Below are 23,591 nucleotides of genomic sequence, written 5' to 3'. Positions count from 1 at the left end.
CGCATGCGGCGCCCTGCCGTGGCCCGGCCACCTCAGTTAGACATCAAGGCGGCAGGTTGAACGCGAGGTGCCGGCGCAGGCCGCTCAGCGATGTGGCAGCGCGTAATCCAGCGCCGCGCAGATTGCCGTCACCTGCGCCGTATTGCATTGTGCAGGCGTGGCGCGCGGGCTGTCCGGATAGACTTCGGTGGTGGTGCGATAGCGTGCGTTCGTGACCCCGGCACACAGGCCCAGACGCCGCACCGGGTAATGGATGACGCCATGGCCGGCCACCGGCGCGCCGATGAGCTGGCCTTGCGCATCGGCCGGCGCAATATGCGTCACCTGCTCCACCGCAGCGATCACCGCCTGCTGAAAGGCGGGCTGCGGATCTTCGCTGTCGCCGACCAGATAGAAACCATCCGGAATGCTGCCGGGAACGAACGCCACGCCGTCGCGTGCCGCCAGCGCAGGACGGAACTCGCTCTCGTCGCTGTCGGTGGTCTCATGCAGATCGATATGCACCAGCATCGTGCCGACGGTGGCCGCCACCAGTTGCATCAGTGCCGCCGATTCTGCAGCCGGGCTGTTGGCGCGGAACGCGCGATTGGGGTCGACTGCCTCGGCGTTCCAGCGCTGGATCCGCTCATGGCCCCACGGATTGACGCAGGGCGCGACAAGCAGATTGCACGTGCCCGCGTAATCGGCTGCGCGCTGCTGCAGGAACTGCAGTGCGCCGTGGACCCCACTCGTCTCATAGCCATGCACGCCGCCGGTCACCAGCGCGCATGGCAGGCGCGGGTCCCACCGGGCGCTGCGCAGCGCCAGCAACGGGTACCGGGTTTGTTCGGCAACGACAGTGCTGTAGGGAATCAGTTCGTAGCGGTCGGCCAAGGCCTCGATCGGACGCACAACCTCGTCCCTGTAACTGCGCTGTACGCGCTGACGGGCGCGCCATGCGTTGCGTTCGTCTTCGCCCCAGGCGTGGCCAGGGGTACCGATCGGGTAGCCGGAATGCGGAGTCATACGTAAAACCATTGCCAGAGAGGGCGCAAGGGTAAGCGCTTGCGTTGCAGAAACAAAAAAGGCCCCGCAGTGCGGGGCCCATCGGGCTGCCGTCAACCACCGGCAGACTATGTTCACTTCTTGGCAGTGACGCCCGGTGTGGCATCGCGGACCAGGAATTCTTCGGTCAGCTCGGGCAGATGCGCCAGCAGCCAGTCGGACATGGCCTGCTCCTGCGGCAGGATCTGCTCGCACACGCGCTGGGTCTCGATGTCGCCTACCGTCTTTGCCGCACCCAGCAGCGCGGTGTAGGTGGCGATCTCCAGGTTCTCGAACACGTAACTAGCCATCGCTCCCTTCACGATCTCGTCGGAGGTGGTCATGCCGCCCATCGCCTGACCAAAGGCAGCCATCTTGCCCATGGTGTCCTTGATCACCGACGGCGAGCCGCCGAGGCGTTCGATACAGGACTCGACCAGGCGCTGCTGGCCGAGGGTTTCTTCCAGATGCTGCTCGATGCGCGCCTTGAGCTTGGGGTAGTGCTCGATACGCGCGGCCTGGGCCTTGAGCATTTGCTCGGCCTGCTGCTCCATGGCGTGCGCGTCGCGCAGCCAGTCCATCAAATTCTCTTTGGGTTCGGCCATGTGCAATCTCCTGTTGGTGTGCGATGGCTCCAGCCTGGCCCGCAGCGCATGAAAGATGCGGCTGCTTCAGGTGAATAGTGCGTGGCGTTTGCACACGTCGTTGACATTGGTGCGGCATGCGTGACAGCGCAGTGCATGTGGTAGCTGCCGGCTTGGCCAGCGTGGGCCTCAGGAGCATGGGCTTCAGACCCGGGGCAAGACGCGTTGCGCTCGGCATCGTGCGTGGTCGCGGCTGACCACACCACATGCATCATCAACTCTCTTGCCGCGCAGGCAAGGCGCTCGTCCACGCCCCTGCAAATTCTGCCGACCGTGCGCCCTGCGGATGGCCAACAGCGAAATTTTTCCCTGCAATCGATGGCGTGCGATTGGAGGGCTGCAAAAATTTCCGCTGGGCGCGTCGGCACGTTTCGGATCAGGCGCTTATCGCTGCCGCCTTTGTTGCGGCACCAGCATGACTGCTGTCGAGGCCGGCAGCGTGCAATCGATTGTCTACCAAGCCCGCAGTAAGCGCCGGGCGCAAAACGCAGCAGGCCCCACGCCGCATGGCGCAGGGCCTGCATTCCACGCGCCGCGTCGGCATGCCCTCGCATGCCGCTGCGGGGTTACGCGGATTCTTCCTGTGGCTTGGCCTGCTTGGAGCGCCCGCCCTTGCTGCCGATACGCGACATATGATCGCGATCGCGGCTCACCGCCTGGCCGCCCTTCCGGCCTGCTTCGCGTGCCTCGTCACTGGTGAATTCGTGCGCATTGCCGCTTGCATGCGCGGCCTTGCCGCCGCTGCTGGCCAGCAGGCGGCGCTTTTCCGGGTCCAATGCGGCAAAGCCGCGCCGGCTACGAGTACTGTTCTGACCGTCTTCCACTGTGCCTCCTCTCGATGCTTCGGGTACGTCATTGGGTAATGGGCTTACCGCAACAATCGTGCCAACCCGAAACACCAGGCCCGGCGGGGGCAGACGGACACAGGCAGGAAAAAACCGCTGCGCTCGCTGTGCAAATCTTGCACACCTGCCTGAGCTACGCAGGACCCATTGCGGTGCAAAGGCAGGTAGCGCTACCAGCCCAACCCGGACGGCATCACTCCAAGGCCTCAGGCGCCGCTATAGCAAGGTGACGTCATGCGCGCGGACGATCAGTTGGTCCTGCCGAAAGCGCCGTTCCAGATCGGCGCGATAGCTGTGCCACCAGGCTGTATCGAGGGTGTCGGCCATGACCTCGTAGATCACCAGGTCGTCGCGCACCAACTGTGCGCCATCTTCCCGCCAGGCCCCGCTCACCGGCGCCCGGGTGTAGGCGGTGATGCCGCCGAAGCGCTCGGCCAGCTCGCTGTGGACACGGTCGAACAGGCTCGATGCAAACGGCTGGCGCTGGTTATCGGTCAGCGGCAGCAGCAACTGGATCAGATACATGCGGTGCCCACCTTTGGGTCGGTCGGAGGTGTGTCGACAGGAGCCGGGTGTTCCTGCAGCAGCGCCAGCACATGTTCGGCGATGCTCAGGCACGCGGTCAGCCCCGGCGATTCGATGCCGAACAAGTTCACCAGGCCAGGGACGCCGTGCCGTGCCGGTCCATCGATGCGGAAGTCCGCGTCCGCAAGCTCCGGCCCGTGGATCTTCGGGCGCACGCCGCAGTAGCCGGGCTGCAGGGCATCGTCCGGCAGGCCTGGCCAGTACCGGCGGATAGCAGCGACAAACGCCGCCGTCGGCGCCGGTGCGCAACGATAGTCCGGTTGCGCTACCCATTCCACGTCCGGGCCGAAACGCGCCCGGCCGTGCAGGTCGAGGGTGAGATGCACGCCCAGCCCACCCGGCTCGGGCAGCGGATAGATCAGCTGCCGAAATGGAGCCCGACCGGCCAGGGTGAAATAGCTGCCCTTGGCGAAGTACGCCTGCACCTGCGCATGCGCGGGCAGGCCCGCGATCGTAGCGGCCAGCGATGGCGCGCCATGACCGGCCGCATTGATCAACCAGCGGCAGGTGAGCGAGGTGGCAGCATCGTCGGCAATCACCACGCGCACTCCCTGCGCCACCGGTTCGACGCGCTGCACCGCCGTGCGTAACGCGACGGTGGTGCCGTGCGCCTGTGCATCGCCCTGCAATGCCAGCATCAGCGCATGGCTGTCGACGATGCCGGTGCTCTGCGATTCCAGTGCAGCGACGCACTGCAGTGCGGGCTCGCGGGCGCGGACCTGGGCAGCGCTGAGCGGAACCAATGCGGGGGCATGACTGAGCGCCGCATTGTGCTGCAGGTGATCGAGTTGTTGCTGCTGTGCGTGATCGCAGGCGACGACGAGCTTTCCGCAGCGTCGGTGCGGCACGTTGCGGTGTGCGCAGTACGCATAGAGCAAGGCATTACCGCGGACGCACAACCGTGCCTTCAACGAACCGGGCCGATAGTACAGACCAGCATGTATCACCTCGCTGCTGCGCGCACTGGTGCCCGTACCGATGGCTGCTTCCGACTCCAGCACCAGCACCGTGTGGCCCTGCACGGCGAGGCAACGTGCGATGGCGAGCCCGACGACGCCTGCGCCCACCACGATGCATTCGACGTCATGCATGACTACGCTCGTTCGACGGCGGGCCAGTGTAGCGACACGGCGCACTGCGCGGGTTGTTGCGACCGTTCTCACCGGCCTCTCACGATCAGCTCCTACTATCGATGTGCGTTTTGCCACGATTTACAGCTGTTTTCGAGTGGCCTCCCCCGCCGCATTCGACACATGCACGTCCACCCCACCCGAGCGCGACCATCGGTCGCACGGTTCGGATGTGCATTGGTCAAAGGAGTTTCAATGGACGCATTGCGTTCGGTCTTGCTGGCCTCCAACTACCAGGCCTGGCCAGAAGCATTCAATGGACAGGCGTATGCATTGCTCAACGTCGTCCGCAACCTGGAACATGCACAGCTGCTGTGTCCGCCGGCAGCGGACTATACAAGCGGGCGCGGCGTCACGCCGAGCGTGTCGTACCTGGTCAACGAGCTTGCGTATCGCAGTGTGTCCGCGCTGCGGCGTTTGAGCGGCCGCCCCGCCCTGTCCAATGCGCAACCGCAGCGGCTGGACCGTGACTACGACCTGTTCTTCTACGTGTGCCAGTTTCCCAAGGAGTTGAGCACGCTCGCGCGCATCGATGGCTGGCACCAGCGCTGCCAGCTGCGCGCGGTGTACCTGCTGGAGACCTGGCCAGAACTGCTGCACGCGCAGAAAGCCGAGCTGCAGGTGCTGGATCAGTTCGATCACGTGTTCGTGCTCAATGCCAGTTGCGTGGATGCATTGCAGCAGTACACCCGCACGCCGGTGTCGTTTCTGGCCAGCGCCTGCGACACCGTGCTGGCCACCCCCGTGCCACGGCCGCCGCAGCGCTGCATCGATGTGCTGAGCATCGGGCGGCGCGTGCCCCAGGTCCATGCGCAACTGCTCGACCATGCGCGGGCACACCCGGAGTTCTTCTACCTGCACGATGCACTGCGCGGCGGCGCGGTGCCGGACTGGTCTGCGCATCGCTTGCAGTCCGCGGCGATGATCAAGCGCGCCAAGTTCTTCATGGCACACGACTTCACCGTGAATACGGCAGGGGTTTTCAAGGGCGTGCAAAAGCAGGCGCTGGCCACGCGATATTTCGAAGGCGCGGCCGGCGGCGCCGTGATCGTCGGCTCGGCGCAACGCTGCCCGGAGTTCGGCCAGTTCTTCGATTGGGAGGACGCGGTGATCGAGCTGCCGCCGGCACTGGACGACATTGGCGCCTTCCTGCAGGAGCTGGAGCAGCAGACCGACCGCCTGGCACGGGCGCGCGTCCACAACACGGTGCAGTCACTGCGCCGGCACGATTGGGCACACCGCTGGGCGCAGGTGCTCGACACCCTGCAGTTGCCGCGCCCACCGTTGCTGGCCGAGCGCATCGCCCTGCTCGACAGTCTGGCCGCCATGGCCGAGCACGCCGCCTCCCCGCCGACGCTGGCGATGAGCTTGACCGCGTGACCGCAGCGCCGCATGTGTTTCAGATCGAGGGATCAGCAATGAAAGCAGTCATTCTGGCGGGCGGGCTGGGCACGCGCCTTTCCGAGGAAACCGCCATCCGCCCCAAGCCCATGGTGGAGATCGGCGGCAAGCCGATCCTCTGGCACATCATGAAGATCTACGCCCATCACGGCATCCAGGATTTCATCGTCTGTCTGGGCTACCGCGGCGAGGTGGTCAAGGATTTCTTCATGAACTACCACATGCGCGAATCGGACGTGACCTGCGACCTCGGCAGCAATACCACCACCTTGCACAACACCCGCGCCGAGCCGTGGCGGGTGACGCTGGTGGACACCGGCGCGCAGACCATGACCGGGGGGCGCCTGCGTCGGGTGCGTGAGCATCTGCGCGGCGAATCGGCGTTCTGCATGACCTATGGCGACGGCGTGGCCGACATTGACATCGGTGCGGCCATCGCGCTGCATCACCGCGAAGGACGGCTGGCTACGGTCACCGCCGTGCAGCCACCGGGGCGCTTTGGCGCACTGCGCCTGGACGGTGGGCAGGTGACCGGTTTCCGCGAGAAGCCGGTCGACGGCGATGGACTGATCAACGGGGGCTTCTTCGTGCTCGACCCGCAAGTGATCGACGTGATCGAGGACGACAGCACGGTCTGGGAAAACAGCCCGCTGGAAGCGCTGGTCGACCGCGACCAGTTGAGCGTCTATCGCCACGACGGGTTCTGGCAGCCCATGGACACCTTGCGCGACCGCAACCATCTGGAAACCCTCTGGTCCACCAATCGCGCGCCCTGGCGCGTGTGGGAGTAAGCATGCGCATTCTGATCACCGGCAACATGGGCTATATCGGCCCGGTCGTGGCCGCGCACCTACGTCAGCGCTATCCGCAGGCCTGGCTGGTCGGCATCGACCGCGGCTGGTTTGCGCACTGCCTGTCCGACCCGCGACGGCTGCCGGAAGTGGTGCTGGACCAGCAGTGGTTCGGCGACGTGCGCGATCTCGATGCGCAGCAGCTGCGCGGGTTCGACGCGGTGGTGCATCTGGCGGCGATTTCCAACGATGCGATGGGCAAGCGCTTCGAGCAGGTCACCGATGCGATCAACTGCCGTGCCAGCGTCGCCGTGGCCGAGGCCGCCGCGCAGGCGGGCGTAGGGCATTTCGTGTTCGCGTCCAGCTGCAGCGTGTATGGCGCAGCAGCCGATGGCACGCCGCGGTCCGAGCGCAGCGATGTCGCCCCGCTGACTGCCTATGCGCACTCCAAGATCGACACCGAACGTGCGCTCGCGCGCCTGGACACCCGCATGGTGATCACCTGCCTGCGCTTTGCCACTGCATGCGGCGCGTCGCCACGGCTGCGGCTGGACCTGGTGCTCAACGATTTCGTTGCCGGTGCGGTGGCCAACGGCAGCGTCGAGGTGCTGTCGGACGGCTCGCCGTGGCGGCCATTGATCCACGTGCGCGACATGGCACGTGCCATCGACTGGGCATCGCGTCGCGCACCGGACAACGGTGGGCAGTTCCTGTTCGTCAATGCGGGCGCGCAGCGCTGGAACGTGCAGATCCGCGATCTCGCCCAGGCCGTGGGTGTGGCATTCCCCAGCGCAAGCGTGTCGATCTGCGCCGATGCACCGGCAGACAACCGCTCCTACCGGGTGGATTTCTCCCTGTTCGAACGGTTGGCGCCTGCGCATCAGCCGCAGGAGACACTGCGCTCCACCATCACCGAACTGCGCGACGACCTGCAGCGTGCCGGCTTTGACGATCGCGACTTTCGCCGGAACTCGGACTTCATTCGCCTGCGGATCCTGCAGCAGTTGGTCGACGCGGGCACGCTGGCCCCGGACCTGAGGGCGGCGGCATGATCTTCCACCCCACGCCGCTGGCAGGTGCGTTCGTGATCGCGCCGGAACCGCGCGGCGATGCGCGCGGCTGGTTTGCACGGGTGTTCTGCAGCGATGAAATGGCGCAAGCCGGTCTGGCCTCTGCGTTCGTCCAGGTCAACAACTCGTTCAATGCCGAAGCCGGCACCTTGCGCGGCATGCACTACCAGTTGCCGCCCGCCGCCGAGGTCAAGATCGTGCGCTGCATCGGCGGGGCGCTGTGGGATGCCATCGTCGACCTGCGCCCGGATTCGCCCACCTATCTGCAGTGGTACGGCACCGAGCTCAGTGCCGACAACCGTCTGGCGCTGTATGTGCCGCGCGGCTTTGCGCATGGCTTCATCACCCTGCAGCCGCAGACCGAAGCGCTGTACTTCGCCAGTGCCATGTATGCACCGCAGGCCGAACGCGGGCTGCGCTGGGACGATGCGCGCATCGGCGTGCGCTGGCCGCGCGTACCGCAGTGCGTCTCCGACAAGGACACCGGCTGGCCGGACTTCGATGCGCAGGCCCACGGCATTCCCCTGCTGGCCGGGCTCACCGCGCAGGAGCGCGCATGAACGTGGATCGCTTGTTGCAGGCGCGTGCAGCCGCCGGGCGCCCGTTGCAGGTGGGGTTGTACGGCGCCGGTTTCATGGCGCGCGGGCTGGTCAACCAGATCGCCCACGCAGTACCGGGCATGCGCGTGGCGGTGATCTGCAACCGCAGCGTGGACAAAGCGCTGGAGGCCTATCGGCAGGCCGGCCAACAGGCGCAGCTGGTCGATGGCGCCAGCGCCTTGCAGCGCCAGATCGCTGCCGGCATCCCGGCCGTCACCGACGACCCGGCACTGGTCTACGAATGCGCCGGCCTGGATTGCCTGATCGATGCCACCGGCGCCATCGACTATGGCGCCCGCATCAGCCTGGGCGCGATCGCCAACGGCCGCCATATGGTCACGATGAATGCCGAGCTCGATGGCACCGTCGGCCCGCTGCTCAAGCGCAAGGCCGACGCGGCCGGGGTGATCTTCAGTGCCTGCGATGGCGACCAGCCGGGCGTACAGATGAACCTGTACCGCTTCGTGCGCTCGATCGGCCTGACCCCGTTGCTGTGCGGCAACATCAAGGGACTGCAGGACCCGTATCGCACCCCGGCCACGCAAGCCGCATTTGCGGCGCAGTGGGGGCAGGACCCGCACATGGTGACCAGCTTCGCCGACGGCACCAAGATCAGTTTCGAACAGGCCATCGTGGCCAATGGCACCGGCATGTCGATCCTTCAGCGTGGCATGACCGGCTACACGCACCGCGGGCATGTGGACGAGCTGACCACGCGCTACGACATCGACGCCTTGCGCGCAGCCGGAGGCGCGGTGGATTACGTGGTCGGCGCCCTGCCCTCGCCGGGCGTGTTCGTGCTGGCCAGCCACGACGATGCCAGGCAGCGGCACTATCTCAATCTCTACAAGCTCGGCGAAGGCCCGCTGTACAGCTTCTATACGCCGTATCACCTGTGCCACTTCGAGGTGCCGTTGTCGGTTGCGCGCGTGGTGTTGATGGGCGATGCGGTGTTGCAGCCGCTGGGGGCGCCCCTGGTCGAGGTGGTCGCCACCGCCAAGCGCGACCTTGCCGCGGGCGAGATCATCGACGGGCTGGGCGGTTACATGAGCTACGGCCAGTGCGAGCGTGCCGACCTCACCGCAGGGGCGCGGCTGCTGCCGATGGGCGTGGCCGAAGGCTGCGTGCTGCGCCATGCGGTGCGCAAGGACCAGGTGCTCAGCTACGACGATGTGCAGCTTCCCGGGCACCGTCTGATCGACCGCCTGCGCGCCGAGCAGACCGACATGTTCGGCAACGCTGCCGTGCCGGCCGCCTGACCGCAGGCGGGCCTCCCGCACCTGCGCTGCCGCTCGCGATGGTGTCCCTTCCCGCCCGCCCCACCCTCCGCCTCCTGCAGGCCGGGCGCGCACTGGCCGCGCTGCTGGTGGTGCTCAGTCATAGCGTGCTGCCGACCACGCATCTGGTGGAGCCATTGCCGGCTGCCGTAGCCGCCGCGCTGGCGCACGGCTATCTGGGCGTGGATTTCTTCTTCGTGCTATCCGGCTTCATCCTCTACTACGTCAACCACGCCAGTACCCACACGCCGGGCTGGAGCCGCGACTACGCCAGCAGCCGCCTCACCCGGATCTATCTGCCGTACTGGCCGGTCGGCCTTGCGCTGGCGTTGGCCTACACGCTGCGTCCGGCCTGGGACAGCGGCGAGATGGGCTGGTCGTGGCTGGCCACGCTCAGCCTGCTGCCGGTACACGGCCAATCCGCGTTGGGCGTTGCGTGGACGCTGAGTTACGAGCTGATGTTCTATGCGCTGGCGTGGCTGTTCTTTCGCAGCGGCTACCCGCTGCGCTGCGCGCTGGCATGGGCCGCGCTCGTTGCGCTCCATCATGTTGCCGGTGCACCGTTCGAGCAGCCCGTCGATCTGTCCTGGCGCGCGTTGCTGCTGCACCCGATCACGCTGGAGTTCGTGTTCGGTCTGTTGGCTGCACGGGCAACGCTCGGCACCGCACGCTGGCCGGTGTGGGCTGGCGGTGCGATCGCGGTGGTGGCGCTGTGGTGCTTCGTCGGCAGCGGGCTGCAGCGCGCCCACTCGCCGCTGTTCGGCCTGGCAGTGGCCGGTGCCCTGGTGGTGCTGGTGCGTGCGGAATGGCGCGGCTGGCTGCGCGTGGGGCCAGCGCTGCTGTTGCTCGGCAATGCGTCCTACTCCATCTACCTGGTGCACATGCCGCTGATGTCGCTGGTGGCGCGTGCCACCCGGCGCCTCGGTGCGCTGGCGAGCTGGCCGGTGAATCTGCTGCTGAGCGTGGCCGCTGCGCTGTTGCTGGGCGTGGCGTATCACCTGCTTTACGAGCGGGTCGCACTGCGCTGGGCCAAGCGCGTGCTGGCGCGCCGCTAGCGTGAGCCAACGCTCGCAATCGCCTTGCAGCATCGCGCCTGCGGTGCCCGCACCGCTCAGCCAACGGCCTGCTCCGGCATCGAAGCAAGGCGGTCGTCGCACCCGGCAGAAGCCTCGGACAGCGCCTCTCCCACCAGCAGCAAGGTCGGCAGGCCCGGCAGCATGGCGGCGGCGGTAACGCCGAGCTCTCCCAGCGTGGTGAGCCGGCGTTGTTGCTCCGGCCGCGTTGCCGCCTGCACGATGGCAGCCGGCGTGCTGGCCGGCAGATGCGCCAGTAATGCCGTGGCCACGGCATCGGCGCGGCGCAAACCCATGTAGATGCCCAGCGTGGTGCCGCTGGCAGCGAGCGCGCCCCAGTTCGGCTCGCCATGGTCGTGGGTGTGCGCCGTGACGAAGCTGATGCCGTGGCAGTGACTGCGATGGGTCAGCGAGACGTCCAGCGCCGCCGCTGCCGCAAACGCCGCGCTCACCCCGTTGATCACCTGCACGCCCACGCCGGCGCGGCGCAAGAAACCGATCTCTTCGCCGGCACGGCCAAACAACAATGCGTCACCGCCCTTGACCCGCACCACGCGCAATCCCTGCAACGCATACCGCCGCATCAGCCGGCAGATGAACTCCTGCGGCGTGGAGCGGCAACCGCCGCGCTTGCCCACGCGGATCACCCGCGCCTGCGGTGCCAGTTCCACGATGTCGGGGTTGGCCAGGTCGTCGAGCAGCAGCACCTGTGCCGAGGCCAGTGCCTTGACCGCCTTGATGGTCAGCAGGTCCAGATCGCCGGGGCCGGCGGACAACAACACCACATCACGCGCGCAGGAAGGAATGACGGACATAGGAGATCTCGCAGTGTGTGGAGGGTGGAGGTGCATCAGGCCAGCCGCGGTTGCCGGCACAGCCGGGTCAGTTGCGGAACGCACGAGCCGCAGACGGTGCCGCAGCCGAGCCGTTGCTTGAGCTGCGCCACATCGGCGCCGTCGTCGATGGCGGCGTGGATCGCCGACGCCGCAACGTTCATGCAGGTGCAGACGATCGGGTCGCTGGGCGCGACCGGCGTCTGCGCAAATACCGCCAGCCGCGCCGCGCGCCACGGCTTGCAGGCCAATGCGGTGGCCAGCAGTGCCTGGTTGGCGTCACTGGGCTGGGCTGCGATGAGCAACAGGCCATCGATATGGCTGTGCCCGTCCTGGGTCCGCCAGCCGACCCGGCGCATCAGCCCACGGCGCAGATCGCGGTATTCCAGCACGTCGGCGCCGGCTGGCAGTTGCAGCGCCGCCACCAGGCGCTCGATCCACGCCGTCTCGGGTGCGCGTTCGCAGGCAGCATGCAGGACCGCCCACTCGCCGCCACCGTCGCTCGGCGCTTCGGCATGCAGGCGCAGGCTGGCATAGCCGCACTCGCGCAGCAGCGGTTGCAGCGCCTGGTGCAACGCCAACGCATCGCCACGGCGTGCGGCCAGCAGATGCCAGCCGAACACCGCCTTTTCCACTCGCACCGCCGCATGCTTGAGCTCGGGCTGCTGCGAGCGCGCATCCACCGCCGGCGTGCTGACCTCGTTGATGCCGCCGCTGGACAACGCCTGCCCGCTCCAGTGCATTGCCGCAAACACCGTGCCGGAGCGCAATTCGTCCGACAGTTCCAGCGGCAGCACCAGCGCACCGCGCTTGCTGGCCACCTGCACCAGCTCGCCCGCAACCAGCCCGCGCCGTGCGGCATCGTCCGGGTGCATGCGTAGCGCTGGCTCGGGGCTGTGGGCATAGGCAGCGGCCACGCGACCGGTGCGCGACATGCCATGCCATTGGTCGCGCAGGCGGCCGGTGAGCAGGCGCATCGGAAAGCGTGCCGAGGTGGCTTCGGCCACCTTGCGATACGGCGTTGCATGGAACTGCGCGCGGCCATTGGCAGTGGCGAACACGCCATCGGTATAGCGTCGTGCCTGCCCATGCGCAGCGCCGGCAGGAAACGGCCATTGCTGCGGGCCGTTGTCCAGTTGCGGGTAATCCAGCCCGCCGATGTCCAGATCGCGCCCCACCGTCAACGCACGGTGCTCATCGAAGATCTGCGCGGTGCTGTCGAATGCGAACAGCCCCGCGCCGGTTGCCGGCGCCAGCCGGGCTTCCAGCCGTCGCGCAACCTCGTTGGCGATCCACCAGTCCGCACGCGCCTGGCCCGGCGGCTCCACGGCCTTGCGCACGCGGGTGATGCGGCGTTCGGAGTTGGTCACCGTGCCGTCCTTCTCGCCCCAGCTGGCCGCCGGCAGCAGGATGTCGGCATACGGCACGGTGTCGGTGCCAAAAAACGCGTCCTGCACGATCACCAGCTCGGCCTGTTCCAGCGCGGCGCGGATGCCGGCCACCTCCGGCATCGAATGCACGGGGTTGGTGCAGACGATCCACACCGCCTTCAGCGTGCCGGTACGCAGGCGCTCGAACAACTGCACCGCCGGTGTGCCGGGGGTCGGCGAGATGCGTCCGGCCGGCACGCCCCACAGGTGTTCCACCTCCGCGCGATGCTCGGCATTGCCGATCTCGCGATGGGCGGCCAGCATCGTCGCCATGCCGCCCACTTCGCGCCCGCCCATCGCATTGGGCTGGCCGGTCAACGAAAACGGCCCGGCGCCGGGCTTGCCGATCTGCGCCGTGGCCAGATGCAGGTTGATCAACGCCAGATTCTTGTCGGTGCCGTGCGCCGACTGATTCAAGCCCATGCAATACAGCGACAACGCCGCCGGGCTGCGCCCGAACCACTCGGCCGCCTGCACCAGGTCTTCGTGCGAGATCCCGCAAATCTCGGCGCTCATGCGCGGGGTGTATTCGCGCAGCATTCGCTTGAGGGCATCGAACTGATCCGTATGCGCCGCAACGAAATGCGCATCCACCAGACCCTCCCAGATCAGGTGGTGCAGCATGCCGTTGAACAAGGCGACGTCGGTGCCGGGTTCGATGGCCAGGTGCAGGTCGGCCATGGCCGCGGTATCGGTGCGCCGCGGGTCGATCACGATCCAGCGGATGTCCGGGTTGCGTGCGCGTGCGTCTTCGAGCCGGCGAAACAGCACCGGATGCGCGTACGCCATATTGCTGCCGGCAAACAGCACCGTCTGTGCCAGCTCCAGATCGTCGTAGCAGGTCGGCGGGCCGTCCGCGCCGAGCGCAAGCTTGTAACCGGTGACCGCGCTGGACATGCACAGGCGCGAATTGGTGTCGATATTGTTGGTGCCGAGCAGGCCCTTGGCCAGCTTGTTGAAGACGTAGTAGTCCTCGGTGAGCAACTGCCCCGACAGATAGAACGCCACGGCATCGGGGCCATGCTCCTGCACGATCGCCGCCAGCTTGCTGCTGACATGCTGCAGCGCCTGATCCCAGCTCACCGGTGCACGTGGAGCCTGCCGATGACGGCGCAGCTCCGGCGCGACAACCCGCCCCTGCGTGCTCGCCACCGTCTGCGGCAGCGCCAGGCCCTTGCTGCACAGACGCCCGCGGTTGGCAGGATGCAGCGGCTCGCCTTCGATCCCGACGATGCGTTCGCCATCGGCGTCGTGCTCGCTGTGGATCAGCACACCGCAGCCCACCCCGCAGTAGCAACAGGTCGAGCGCGTGATGCGATGCATCGGCGCAGCCCCTTGCGGCAGGGCTGCGGTGGCGGGCGACGGCGGCTGCAGGCCTTCGCTCATGCGGCCGGCTCGGCAACGGCGTCCGGCTGCGCCACCGCCTGCAGCACGATCCACACCGCGTCGGACTCTACCTTGATCGGGTAGCGCGGCGCGCAGCCCACGTCCGGTGCGCAGGCCTGCCCGCTCTGCAGCGCGATCGCCCAGCCGTGCAGTGGGCAGGTCACGGTGTCGCCGGCCACGATGCCTTGCGACAGCGGCCCCCCCTTGTGCGGGCAGCGGTCGCGCAACGCGAACACCTGGTCGCTGGCGGTGCGGAAGATGGCGATCGGCGGCAGGCCCTCGACCTCCAGCACGCGCGCGCCCAGCGTCGGCAAATCCTGCAAGGCGCACACGCGCACCCATGCGTCGTGCGGCATGTTCATTCCTCCACCGTGGCGGCCGGCGCGGCAATGCGCAGCGGTTGATATTCCTGCCGGCGCTCGCCGGCGATGCGCGCCTTCCACGGGTCGACCAGGCCTTCGAGCGAATACAGCAGCCGCTCGTACAGCGCACGCCGGTTGGCCGCGTCGTCCACCACCTGCGCGCGGATGTAATCCAGGCCGACGCGCGCGATGTAGTGCACGGTGCGGTCCAGGTAATAAGCCTGCTCGCGATACAGCTGCAGAAAGGCGCCGGTGTATTCGCGTACTTCCTCGGCGGTGCTCACCTTGACCAGGAAGCGCGCCACTTCGGTCTTGATGCCACCGTTGCCGCCAACGTGCAGTTCCCAGCCCGAGTCCACCGCGATGATGCCCACGTCCTTGATGCCGGATTCGGCGCAGTTGCGCGGGCAACCGGACACTGCCAGCTTCACCTTGTGCGGGCTCCACATGTTGGCCAGCATGGTTTCCAGGTCGATGCCCATCTGCGTGCTGTTCTGCGTGCCGAAGCGGCAGAACTCGCTGCCCACGCAGGTCTTCACCGTGCGGATCGACTTGCCGTAGGCGTGACCGGAGGGCATGCCCAGATCGCGCCACACATCCACCAGATCTTCCTTCTTGACCCCGAGCAGATCGATACGTTGGCCACCGGTGACCTTGACCATCGGCACCGCGTATTTGTCGGCCACGTCGGCAATGCGGCGCAGCTCGCCCGCATTGGTCACCCCGCCCTTCATCTGCGGAATGACCGAGAACGTGCCGTCCTTCTGGATGTTGGCGTGCGCACGCTCGTTGATGAAACGCGATTGCGGGTCGTCGATGGCTTCATGCGGCCAGGTCGAGAGCATGTAGTAGTTGATCGCCGGCCGGCAGGTGGCGCAGCCGTTGGGCGTGCGCCATTCCATGAAGGCGTAGGCCTGCGCATGGGTGAGCAGCTTGTGCTCGCGGATGGCGCGACGCACCTCGCCATGACTCAGATCGGTGCACGCGCACACGGCCTTGGTCTTCGGGGTTTCCTGGAAGTTGGAACCCAGGCAATTCATCAGGATCTGCTCGACCAAGCCGGTGCACGAACCGCAGGAGCTGGCCGCCTTGGTGTGCTTTTTCACCTCATCGACGGTGAACAACCCCTGCTCGCTGATGGCTTTGACGATCGTGCCCTTGCACACGCCGTTGCACCCGCAGACCTCGTCGCTGTCAGCCATGACGCTGGCGCGGTCCTGGCCGCCGGTTCCGGCGTCGCCCAACGCGCTCTCGCCGAAGATCAACTGGTCGCGCTGCGCCTGGATCGGCGTGCCGTCCTTGAGCAACTTGAAGTACCAGCCGCCATCGCTGGTGTCGCCGTACAGGCACGCCCCCACCAGTACGTCGTCGCGGATCACCAGCTTCTTGTAGACGCCGCCGGCCGGGTCGGACAGCACGATCTCTTCGCAGCCATCGCCGCCCATGAAATCGCCTGCAGAAAACAGATCGATCCCGGTGACCTTGAGCTTGGTCGAGGCCACCGATCCGCGATAGATGCCGATGCCGAACTGCGCCAGATGGTTCGCACACACCTTGGCTTGCTCGAACAACGGCGCCACCAGGCCGTAGGCAATGCCGCGATGGTTGGCGCACTCGCCCACCGCGTACACCCGCGGGTCGAAGCTCTGCAGGCTGTCGTTGACCACGATGCCGCGCGAGCAGTGGATGCCGGCCTCTTCGGCCAGCCGCGTATTGGGGCGGATGCCGGCGGCCATCACCACCAGATCGGCCGGAATCTCGCTGCCATCGGCAAACTTCACCCCGATCACCTCGCCCTGCGCATTGCCCAGCAACGCGCTGGTGGCGGTGTTGAGGCGGAACTCCAGCCCGCGTGCACGCAGCGCCTGCTGCAGCAGATTGCCGGCCACCGGGTCGAGCTGGCGCTCCAGCAACCAGCCGGCCAGATGCACCACGGTGACGTCCATGCCGCGCAGCTTCAGGCCATTGGCCGCCTCAAGGCCCAGCAGCCCGCCGCCGATCACCACCGCGTGCTGCTTCGTGCGCGCGGTGTCGATCATGGTGCGGGTGTCCTGGATATCGCGATACCCGATGACGCCTTTCAAGTCATTGCCCGGAACCGGCAGCACGAACGGAACCGAGCCGGTGGCGATCAACAACCGGTCGTATTCGGCCTCGGTGCCATCGGCGGCAATCACGCGGCGACGCACCCGGTCGATGCGCGTGACTTCGGTGTTCAGATGCAGCTGGATGCCGTTGTCGCGGTACCACTGCAGCGGGTTCAACACGATATCGTCGAACTCCTGCTCGCCGGCCAGCACCGGTGAAAGCAGGATGCGGTTGTAGTTGGGATGCGGCTCGGCGCCGAACACGGTGATGTGGTACATGCCCGGCATCAGCTTGAGCAGTTCTTCCACCGTGCGGATGCCGGCCATGCCGTTGCCGATGACGACCAATCTGGGTTGCTTCATTGCCTGGATTCCTGTCGACATGTCAGACGCGTGCCGCGCCGGCGGTGGACCATTCGCTGCGCCACTGGGTCTTGACGCCAGCCAGCAAGCCCCAGCCGCCGAGTGCGAACGCGGCAAACAGCCACATGCCCAGGGCATAGCTGCCGGTGTGCTGCTTGAGCACGCCCAACCCGGCGGCAAGTGCAAAGCCGCCAATGCCGCCAGCCATGCCGATCAACCCGGTCATCACGCCGATCTCCTGACCGAACCGCTGCGGCACCAGCTGGAACACCGCGCCATTACCGGCGCCCAGGCACAGCAACGTCAGCACGAACAACGCCAGCGTGATGGTGGCGCCGCCTGCACCAAACCCGGCAATGCCCACCAGTGTGGCCACCAGCAGATACACCGCCAGCAAGGCGCGGGTACCGCCGACGCGATCGGCAATCACCCCGCCCAGCGGCCGCATCACCGACCCGGCCAGCACGCAGGCCGCGGTCGCCCAGCCGGCGGTACGCGCATCGAAGTCGAACTGGTCGTGGAAGTAGCCCGGCAGCGCGCTGGCAAAGCCGGAGAACCCGCCAAAGGTGATCGCGTAGAAAAACATGAAGCGCCACGCATCGCGGTTGCCCACCAGCACGCGCCCGTAGTCGGACCACTGCTTGCGTGCCACTGGCGTGGGCGCCTCCTTGGCGATGGAAGCAAACACGATCAACGTCAGCACCAACGGGATGCACGCCAGCCCGAACACGTTCTGATAGCCGAACGCTGCCGCCAGCATCGGTGCGAACAATGCCGCCAGCACCGTGCCGGAATTGCCGGCGCCGGCAATGCCCATCGCAGTACCCTGATGCTCGGGCGGATACCAGCGCGATGCCAACGGCAATGCCACCGCAAACGAAGCGCCGGCGATACCGAGCAACACGCCCAGCAGCAGCACCTGGCCCATGCTCTGCACGCCCAACTGCCAGGCACCGAACAAGGCCGCGATCACGGCAAGCTGCGCCATCACGCCGGCACGCTTTGCCCCGATGCGGTCGGCAAACATGCCCAGCACCAGGCGCAAGACCGCGCCGCACAGGATCGGCACCGCCACCATCAGGGCGCGCTGCTGCGTGTCCAGCCCCAGCGATTGCGCAATCGGCACCTGCAGTGGTCCCAGCAGATACCACACCATGAAGCTCAGGTCGAAATACAGGAAGGATGCGAACAAGGTGGGCGTGTGCCCGGATCGCCAGAACGAGCGCTGCATGGAGACCTCTTCGAGTGCGATGGCCAAAAAAAACGGCGCCCCTCCGGTAAACCGGAAGGACGCCGTTGTCCTGGATGCGTGCGGGTCGCCGTTGAACCGCTGCACCGTGTACGTGTTGTTGCAGGCACGCCGTTGCACCTGCACGTGAGTGCTACGCAATCAGCGTGCCAACTTATTCACCGTGGCGTCACGGCAACACAAGTGATTGAAAAATAGTCAGTTTGCGTGAGAGTCCCGTGGCTTCTCCAGCGGCACCGCAGTGCCGCTTGCATCTTCCCATTCCCGGCTTTCGTGCAGTAATGCACCAAGACCGTGCAGTGGCCGTCGGGCAGCGAGGTGCCAGGTGGCGACGACTGCATCGCGTGCGTCGCGCGTATCGCGAGCGCTTGGCGATTCTCAAGTCTGGTCGAAGGCGCGGCCCTCACCGCTCGCGGGATTGAGCAATCAGGTAGCGACGACTGCATCGTGCGTGTCGCGAGCGCTTGGCGATTCTCAAGTCTGGTCGAGGGCGCGGTGCCCGCACCGCTCGCGGGACACGCCGTAAACCCGTCCATGGGGGCTCGGTGGCGGCATCCATGCCGCCACACGGTCCCGCAATCGGCGAGCACACCACGCCAGACGGTTGGTTGGTGGTTTTGTTGAAAAGCAAAGTTCACCGCATCGCCAGCTTGCCGGTCGCTGGTTGAGATCCTTGCACACCGACCATCTCGACTGGTCCTTGCCCGCCCACCGTCGCGGGACCCTTGGCGGCATGGATGCCGCCAAGGAGCTACATGGATGTACTTGCGGCGTGTCCTGCGATGGTGGGCGGGCAAGGGCCCTGCAGCAAAGGCGCAGATGATCCGCTCTCTGCCTGATCCACCAGTATTGAGCAATCAGGCAGCGACGACTGCATCGTGCGTCTCGCGAGCGCTTGGCGATCTTCACGCCTGGTCGAGCGCGCGGCGCCCTCACCGCTCGCGGGACACGCCGTGAATCCGTCCGTGGAGGCTCGGTGGCGGCATCCATGCCGCCACACGGTCCCGCAATCGGTGAGGACACCACGCCAGACAGTTGGCTGGCGGTTTTGTTTGAGAGCGAGTAGCGCGTCGCGGCTTGCCGTTGTTGAAAACTTTGCGCAGCGACCATCTCCACTGGCCCTTGCCCGCCCACCGTCGCAGGACCCTTGGCGGCATGGATGCCGCCAAGGAGCTACATGGATGTACTTGCGGCGTGTCCTGCGATGGTGGGCGGGCAAGGGCCTGCAGCAAAGGCGCAGATGGTCCGCTCTCCGCCTGATCCGCCGTTACTGAGCAATGAGGTAGCGACAACTGTATCGTGCGTCTCGCGATCACTTGGCTATCTTCAAGTCTGGTCGAGGGCGCGGCGCCTCACCTTCGCGGGACCCGTGGCGGCATGGATGCTGCCACGGAGCTACAGCGACGTACTTGCAGCGTCTCCCGCGACGGTGGGCGGGCAAGGCCCTGCAGCAAAGTCGCAGTGCATCCGCCCTGTCCTGATCCCCACTCCAGCGCGTCACCATCGCGCGGGTTGTCAGTCGTCGCTGGGTGTATCGAACAAGCGATTGCGGCGGTCATCGCCTTCCGGCACTGCCACGCCAATGCGCGCGGCGGCACTGCGGTAGTTATCCAGGCGATGGATGTCCCGTAGCCGCGCGAGGTCGTCGTCCTTGATGTCGTGCCACCCCCAGCGCTGGAACTGGCTCAGGAACCACTGGCCATCCGATAGCCACGGCATGTTGACCGCGCCATCGCGATGGAAGGCCAGCGCCGTCGCATCGACGTTGGCCGCATCGGCGTCCGCATTGGCATCCAGGCACGCGGCAAGATGCGCTGCCGACACCCCGATATGCTGCGGCTCGGCCAGCCACTGCGCACACTGGGCCCGGTTGTCCGGCCCCGCATCCAGCCAGCGGCAGGCGTCCAGCACGCAGGCGGTCAGCTGCTGTGTCAGCTCCGGCTGCAGGGCGGCGAACTCGCGCCGGCACGCCAGCACCTTCTCTGGATGGCCAGGCCAGAGCTCGCCACTGCGGATCACCCGCGCACCACTGCCCTGCGCCTGCGCGACCGCTGCCCACGGCTCCCCGGAGCAATACCCATCGACCAGCCCACTGGCCAATGCCTCGGGCATCCGTGGTGGCGGAATGGTGAGCACATCGACATCGTGCATCGGGTCTACCCCGCCTGCAGCCAGCCAGTAGTACAGCCACAACGCGTGCGTGCCGGTGGGAAACGTCTGCGCGAACACTGCGCGCCGACCCAGCCCTGACAGTGCCTGCGGCAGTGTCTGGCCATTGGCCAGCGCCTGCGCCAGGCCCGGCGCCATGGTGATCGCCTGGCCGTTGTGGTTGAGCGTCATCAATAAGGCCATCGGACATTGCGGCCCGGCAATGCCCAGGTCGATGGCGTACACCAGGCTGGCCAGGGCATGCGCCGCATCCACCTCGCCGGCCAGCAGGCGGTCGCGCACGCCGGCCCACGAGGCTTGCCGCTGCAGCTCCAGGTGCAGGCCATGCGCGCGGTCCAGGCCCAGCCGCTGCGCGGCAACCAACGGGGCGCAGTCGATCAGCGGCATGTAGGCCACGCGCAACACAGGAACGTCAGGTTGGCTCATGTCATCATCCCAGCAATTCGGCCATGGCCACGATGCGTCGCGCCACCTCGGCCAGCTTGACGCCCTGCTTCATCGCCTGCTGGCGCAGCGCAGCGTATGCATCGGCCTCGCTGAGGCCGCGTTTTTCCATCAACAAGCCCTTGGCGCGGTCGATCTGCTTGCGGTCCTGCAACGCCTGCTGCACATCGTCCAGGCGTTTGCGCATGCTGCTTTCGTGCGCAAACCGCGCCAACGCCACCTGCACGATCGGCGCCAGCCGCGCCGGCGCCAGGCCATCTACTACGTATGCCGTCACGCCGGCACCGACGGCGGCGTGGATCAGCGCATCGTCCCCATCGCCGGAGAACATCACCACCGGGCGCGGCGCATGGGCATGCAGCATCGACAATTGCTCCAGCGTGTCGCGCGAGGGCGAATCCACATCGATCACCACCACATCCGGTTGCTGGCTTTGCACCGCGTGCAACAGCGCACCGACCGAGGCCACATCGTCGAGCACCGTATAGCCGGCGCGCGTCAATGCCTGGCGCAGTTCGCCGATGGGCTTTTCGGTATCGTTGACGAGCAAAACACGCATTGGCGGCAGCGAGGCGTGTGGACGTGCGCCGATGGTGCCATGCAACATGCCGTCGGTGCGAGTCATCCTTTCGGAGCGAGTCTGATGCCGTTGTTTCCGTTGTTCGCAAATCTGCAGGGGCGCGCCGTGTTGGTGATCGGCGGTGGCGAGGTCGCCACGCGCAAAGTGCTGGCGCTGCTCAAGGCCGGCGCGCACATCCGCCTGTATGCACATGCACTGTCGCCAGAGCTTGCAGAACTGATGCAGGCCGGGCGCTTCGAGCAACTGGGGGGCACGTTCGATCCGGCGTGGATCGACACGGTGTGGCTGGTGGTCGCCGCCACCGACGATACCGAGCTGAATCAGCGCGTGGCCGCAGCGGCCGGCGCACGTCAGCGCCTGGTCAATGTGGTGGACGATGCCGAGCTGTCCACCTACCAGGTGCCGGCGATCGTGGACCGCGACCCGCTGGTGATCGCCATTTCGTCAGCCGGCGCCGCGCCGATGCTGGCGCGTCGCCTGCGTGAGCGGCTCGAGCGCGAGCTGGATGCATCGGTTGGCCGGTTTGCCGCTCTGTTCGCGCGTCATCGCGAGCGTATCCGCAGCCAGTTCCCCGATATGAACCGCCGCAGGCGCTGGTTCGATCGCGTCATCGACGGGCAGGTGCCGCTGCTGTTGCAGGCCGGCGACGATGCCGCCGCCGAGGTGGCCTTCAACACGGCCCTGGACGATGCCGGCGCCGTGCCTGAGCGCGGCAGCGTGCAACTGGTCGGCACCGGCCCCGGCGACCCGGGGCTGCTGACCTTGAAGGCGCTGCGTGCGATGAACCTGGCCGACGTGCTGCTGGTTGCCGCCGATGTACCCGATGCCGTGCTCGAGCTGGCGCGCCGCGATGCAACGCGGCGTGCGCTGCCGGCAGATGCGCGGGCACAGCAGGCCTTGCTACTGGAACTGGCCAACGATGGCTTGCACGTGGTGGCGCTGCGCGGCGGCATGGGCTACGACGACGCAGCGGCGGCGCCCATCGAAGCAGCGCTGAAAGCCGGCGGGCTTGCCTGCGAGCGCGTGCCTGGCCTCTGCCGCACGCCATGTGTGCGCCTGGCAGGGTGAACGTCGCGCGTCATGCAGGCGTGTCGCCCAAGAACACGCAACAAGACCCACCCGTAGCGGCCAGGCTTGAGCAGCCGGTACGTGGACGCCGCAGGGACCAGCCGCACTCCGGTTCACCCGCGCCGCCCGCACCCACCTGACGAGTGCTCACGCCGTTTTGTTGGCCGCTCAGGCCGCAGCGCTGCAGGCGTCGGATGCCTGTGCACTGCCCCGGTCCGCTCGTCGACTTATCTGGCTGGCAACAGGCGCACCCGCTGAGCTGCCCGCTACGTCTTCGGAAACCGCGTGCGCGCACTGTCGCGCACATCCACGTCGAAGGTCACCTGCAGCGTCATCGGCTCGGCATGCCCGGCGCCCGCATCGAAACGGAAGCTCAGCCCATCGCGGCTGGGCAGTTGGCGCGCATGCTCTTCGAGTGCACCGCGCGGCACCTGCAATTGCCAGTGGTCGGTGGCGCAGTTGCACGCCGCATGGCCGCCGGTGAGGCTCACGCTGTGCCGCACCAGCCGTGCACCCTGCCCGCTCGGCAGGCGGCTCAGATTCTCGACGCTGCGTCCGGCGAGCAAGGTGGCCAGTTCGGCTTCGTCGATACGGAACCGCAGGTGCTGGCCGTCAATCTGGATTTTCATGGATGAGCTGACTCCACTGCTCGGGCGTATTGCAATTGACGAACGCGGCGCGTTCGCTGGCGGTGACTGCAAGGCGATGGCACTGCAGTGAACGCTGCAGGGCGCGCAGCGAACGTGACGATGCCTCGCCTGCCATCAGCCCGGCTAACGCCGTGCGCACACGGGTATCCACAGCCAGCCGCATCGGCAGCATCTGCTCCTCGAAGGTGACGCAGCGCTGCGCTGAGGGCGCCAGCAGCCGCGCCAGCAAGGCCGTGGACAACAGCGGCATGTCTACCGGCACCACCACCAGCGTGGTCGCATCGGGCACGCGCTCGATCACGCTTGCCAGGCCGCCGAGCGGGCCCAGGTCCGGTTGCGTATCGGCGATGCCGTCGTACTCCGGGCGCAGGCCGCTGACAAGTACCGTCTGCGCCCCGGCGCCGCGCAGCAGGGCCTGCATCTGCGCGATCAGCGGACGCCCATGCCAGGGCAGCAAGGCCTTGTCGCGGCCCATGCGCGAGGAGCGCCCCCCGGCCAGCACCACGCCGGTCCATGCAGGGAGCGCGCTCAT

21 protein-coding genes and 1 other RNA gene are annotated in these 23,591 nt (G+C 66.9%); 8 read left to right on the top strand and 14 right to left on the bottom strand.

The genetic code is table 11. The features are described from left to right. Nucleotides 1-84 precede the first annotated feature (84 nt). The 5 genes from RZV17_RS10365 to RZV17_RS10345 all read right to left on the bottom strand — a co-directional run bounded on the left by RZV17_RS10365 (nt 85) and on the right by RZV17_RS10345 (nt 4,188). The gene (locus tag RZV17_RS10365) at nt 85-1,005 is read right to left on the bottom strand and encodes a M14 family metallocarboxypeptidase (RefSeq protein ID WP_355603174.1); all 921 of its coding nucleotides are present in this window, start codon (nt 1,003-1,005) and stop codon (nt 85-87) included. 113 nt (nt 1,006-1,118) lie between these two features. Beyond that, nucleotides 1,119-1,628: a ferritin-like domain-containing protein gene (locus RZV17_RS10360; protein ID WP_039411375.1), complete on the bottom strand. Its 510-nt coding sequence runs from the start codon at nt 1,626-1,628 to the stop codon at nt 1,119-1,121. 605 nt (nt 1,629-2,233) lie between these two features. Beyond that, entirely contained in the window at nt 2,234-2,491 is a 258-nt protein-coding gene (locus tag RZV17_RS10355; RefSeq protein WP_039411372.1) for a KGG domain-containing protein, read from the bottom strand. A gap of 237 nt (nt 2,492-2,728) precedes the next feature. Beyond that, complete coding sequence (locus RZV17_RS10350) at nt 2,729-3,037, bottom strand: hypothetical protein (protein WP_047695135.1); 309 nt, start codon at nt 3,035-3,037, stop codon at nt 2,729-2,731. After that, a complete protein-coding gene (locus RZV17_RS10345) occupies nt 3,028-4,188 on the bottom strand; it encodes an NAD(P)/FAD-dependent oxidoreductase (RefSeq protein WP_355603171.1) in 1,161 nt (386 codons plus the stop codon). The genes RZV17_RS10350 and RZV17_RS10345 overlap by 10 nt, the downstream gene beginning before the upstream one ends. Before the next feature lie 234 nt (nt 4,189-4,422). Between RZV17_RS10345 and RZV17_RS10340 the strand changes: the two genes are divergently transcribed. The 6 genes from RZV17_RS10340 to RZV17_RS10315 are packed head-to-tail and all read left to right on the top strand — an operon-like array spanning nt 4,423 to nt 10,420. Further along, entirely contained in the window at nt 4,423-5,607 is a 1,185-nt protein-coding gene (locus RZV17_RS10340) for a glycosyltransferase (RefSeq protein WP_355603168.1), read from the top strand. A gap of 38 nt (nt 5,608-5,645) precedes the next feature. After that, nucleotides 5,646-6,419 carry a glucose-1-phosphate cytidylyltransferase gene (rfbF, locus tag RZV17_RS10335; RefSeq protein WP_104580641.1) on the top strand — a complete coding sequence of 258 codons (774 nt, stop codon included), beginning with the start codon at nt 5,646-5,648 and terminating at the stop codon, nt 6,417-6,419. 2 nt (nt 6,420-6,421) lie between these two features. Then, complete coding sequence (locus RZV17_RS10330; protein WP_039564450.1) at nt 6,422-7,471, top strand: NAD(P)-dependent oxidoreductase; 1,050 nt, start codon at nt 6,422-6,424, stop codon at nt 7,469-7,471. Then, nucleotides 7,468-8,049: a dTDP-4-dehydrorhamnose 3,5-epimerase gene (rfbC, locus tag RZV17_RS10325; protein WP_355603163.1), complete on the top strand. Its 582-nt coding sequence runs from the start codon at nt 7,468-7,470 to the stop codon at nt 8,047-8,049. Before RZV17_RS10330 ends, rfbC begins: the two co-directional genes overlap by 4 nt. Beyond that, nucleotides 8,046-9,347, top strand: a complete 1,302-nt coding sequence (locus tag RZV17_RS10320; RefSeq protein WP_355603160.1) for an SAF domain-containing protein — start codon at nt 8,046-8,048, stop codon at nt 9,345-9,347. The genes rfbC and RZV17_RS10320 overlap by 4 nt, the downstream gene beginning before the upstream one ends. Before the next feature lie 38 nt (nt 9,348-9,385). Next, the gene (locus RZV17_RS10315; protein ID WP_355603157.1) at nt 9,386-10,420 is read left to right on the top strand and encodes an acyltransferase; all 1,035 of its coding nucleotides are present in this window, start codon (nt 9,386-9,388) and stop codon (nt 10,418-10,420) included. A gap of 56 nt (nt 10,421-10,476) precedes the next feature. Here RZV17_RS10315 and cobA read toward each other — a convergent pair whose 3' ends face one another. The 7 genes from cobA to RZV17_RS10280 all read right to left on the bottom strand — a co-directional run bounded on the left by cobA (nt 10,477) and on the right by RZV17_RS10280 (nt 21,320). Further along, nucleotides 10,477-11,223 (bottom strand): uroporphyrinogen-III C-methyltransferase, encoded by a 747-nt coding sequence (cobA, locus tag RZV17_RS10310; protein ID WP_355609302.1) that lies wholly within the window; start codon nt 11,221-11,223, stop codon nt 10,477-10,479. Between the two features lie 65 nt (nt 11,224-11,288). Then, complete coding sequence (locus RZV17_RS10305) at nt 11,289-14,087, bottom strand: molybdopterin-dependent oxidoreductase (RefSeq protein ID WP_355603154.1); 2,799 nt, start codon at nt 14,085-14,087, stop codon at nt 11,289-11,291. After that, nucleotides 14,084-14,449, bottom strand: coding sequence for a nitrite reductase small subunit NirD (gene nirD, locus RZV17_RS10300; protein ID WP_179455799.1), 366 nt, complete (start codon nt 14,447-14,449; stop codon nt 14,084-14,086). The genes RZV17_RS10305 and nirD overlap by 4 nt, the downstream gene beginning before the upstream one ends. Beyond that, complete coding sequence (gene nirB / locus RZV17_RS10295; protein WP_233548935.1) at nt 14,446-16,863, bottom strand: nitrite reductase large subunit NirB; 2,418 nt, start codon at nt 16,861-16,863, stop codon at nt 14,446-14,448. Before nirB ends, nirD begins: the two co-directional genes overlap by 4 nt. 58 nt (nt 16,864-16,921) lie before the next feature. Then, complete coding sequence (locus tag RZV17_RS10290) at nt 16,922-18,091, bottom strand: NarK/NasA family nitrate transporter (protein ID WP_179456040.1); 1,170 nt, start codon at nt 18,089-18,091, stop codon at nt 16,922-16,924. A 1,572-nt stretch (nt 18,092-19,663) separates the two neighbouring features. Next, entirely contained in the window at nt 19,664-20,743 is a 1,080-nt protein-coding gene (locus tag RZV17_RS10285; protein WP_184554355.1) for a CmpA/NrtA family ABC transporter substrate-binding protein, read from the bottom strand. A 4-nt stretch (nt 20,744-20,747) separates the two neighbouring features. Continuing rightward, complete coding sequence (locus tag RZV17_RS10280; protein WP_039403910.1) at nt 20,748-21,320, bottom strand: ANTAR domain-containing response regulator; 573 nt, start codon at nt 21,318-21,320, stop codon at nt 20,748-20,750. A gap of 84 nt (nt 21,321-21,404) precedes the next feature. Between RZV17_RS10280 and RZV17_RS10275 the strand changes: the two genes are divergently transcribed. Then, nucleotides 21,405-22,409 (top strand): NAD(P)-dependent oxidoreductase, encoded by a 1,005-nt coding sequence (locus RZV17_RS10275; RefSeq protein ID WP_355603149.1) that lies wholly within the window; start codon nt 21,405-21,407, stop codon nt 22,407-22,409. Between the two features lie 92 nt (nt 22,410-22,501). Then, nucleotides 22,502-22,575, top strand: a non-coding RNA gene (locus tag RZV17_RS10270) — sX9 sRNA. Nucleotides 22,576-22,675: 100 nt separating this feature from the next. Here the strand turns inward: RZV17_RS10270 and RZV17_RS10265 are convergent. Next, the gene (locus RZV17_RS10265) at nt 22,676-23,038 is read right to left on the bottom strand and encodes a hypothetical protein (RefSeq protein WP_104580633.1); all 363 of its coding nucleotides are present in this window, start codon (nt 23,036-23,038) and stop codon (nt 22,676-22,678) included. Further along, entirely contained in the window at nt 23,022-23,591 is a 570-nt protein-coding gene (locus tag RZV17_RS10260; RefSeq protein ID WP_355603146.1) for a molybdenum cofactor guanylyltransferase, read from the bottom strand. Before RZV17_RS10260 ends, RZV17_RS10265 begins: the two co-directional genes overlap by 17 nt.

Source organism: Xanthomonas cannabis, from assembly GCF_040616535.1.
Classification (GTDB): Bacteria; Pseudomonadota; Gammaproteobacteria; order Xanthomonadales; family Xanthomonadaceae; genus Xanthomonas; species Xanthomonas cannabis.
This window is presented reverse-complemented; position numbering and strand designations above follow the sequence as displayed.